This window comes from Kitasatospora putterlickiae (assembly GCF_039527695.1).
Classification (GTDB): Bacteria; Actinomycetota; Actinomycetes; order Streptomycetales; family Streptomycetaceae; genus Kitasatospora; species Kitasatospora putterlickiae.
In genome coordinates this window covers 18,826-20,073 of sequence record NZ_BAAAKJ010000047.1, presented here as the reverse complement: position 1 = coordinate 20,073, position 1,248 = coordinate 18,826, and the positions used below count along the sequence as shown (strand labels likewise).

1 protein-coding gene and 1 pseudogene are annotated in these 1,248 nt (G+C 77.9%); both read left to right on the top strand.

The features are described 5' to 3' along the window. Positions 1–789: patatin-like phospholipase family protein (locus ABD308_RS05845; protein WP_344327805.1), on the top strand; the 789-nt coding region annotated here is incomplete at its 5' end. 76 nt (positions 790–865) lie between these two features. Beyond that, a pseudogene (locus ABD308_RS05840) lies at positions 866–1,248 on the top strand (DUF6912 family protein); the annotation flags it as partial.

The following is a 1,248-nucleotide window of genomic DNA, read 5'->3' as shown; positions in this document are numbered from 1 at the left end:
GGCATCGGCTCGCCGGGCCTGCTGCGGGACGCCGTGCGGCATCCGCGCACCTACCCCTGGCTCACCATGGTCTCGGCGATGGCGCCGCACGGCCGGGGCTCGCTGGCGTCGGTCGGCGCGCTGGTCGGCGGCCTGTTCGGGGCGGAGGGCTGGCCGGCGGGCTCGGCGCTGCGGGTCGTCGCGGTGGACTACCGCAGCGGCCGCCGGGTGGTCTTCGGCGACCCCGGCGCACCGCCCGCGCGGGTCGACGAGGCGGTGACGGCCTCCTGCGCGATCCCCGGCTGGTTCGCGCCCGTCCCGGTCGGCGGCACCGAGTACGTGGACGGCGGCTGCTGGTCGGCCACCAACGCCGATCTGCTGCTGGGCCGGGGTCTCGACGAGGTGTACGTGCTCGCCCCGATGGCGGTCCGGCCCGACCCGCCGGGGCGCCCGGAGCCCGACGGAGGCGCGTCCGCCGCCACACGCGCCCGGCGCGTGCGGGACCGGTTGCACGCCCCGCGCGAACGGGACCGCCCGAGCGGGGTGCTCGCCCAGCTGCTCGCCCGCTACCGCCGGACGGTGACCCGGCAGCTGCTGCGCGAGGCCCGGCTGCTGCGGGACGGCGGCGTCCGCGTCCACCTGCTCGCGCCCACCCCCGCCGACCTGGCGGTGATGGGCCCGAACCTGATGGACCCGGCCCGCCGCGAAGCCGTCCTGGAGAGCGCGCTGGACAACTGCCGGCGCTCCCTGGAGGGCGCGCGGCCGGACGCCCGGGAAGACGGTGCGCCCGGCCCGGCGGTGCGCGGGTGATCACGGCCCGCCGTCCGGCGCTTATCCTTGGGGGCCCTGGAAGCTGTGCCGCTGGACGAACCGGAGAGTGCCACCGATGCGCGTGTACGTGCCCACCACCCTGACCGGCCTGGCGGCGGCGCACTCGGGCGGCGCGCTGGAGCAGTCCGCGGCGTACGCCGTGACGCCCGCGCTGCGCGAGTGGTACGTCAGCGACGACCTGGAGGAGCTGGAGTACGCGGCGCTGAACCGGGCCGCCCAGTCCTCGCTGCGCCTGCTGGCCGCCGAGCCCGACGCCCCGCGCCGCCGGGTCGTCGTGGCGCTCGACGTCGCCGAGTCGGCGGTGAAGCCGTTCCCCGGGGACGAGTACCAGGACCAGGCCTCGCTCGGCCGGGTGGTGCTGGCCGGCCCGGTGAAGCTCGCCAAGGCGGCCGCGGTGCACGCGGACGTCGCGGACCGGGACGTGGTGGCCGATGTGAC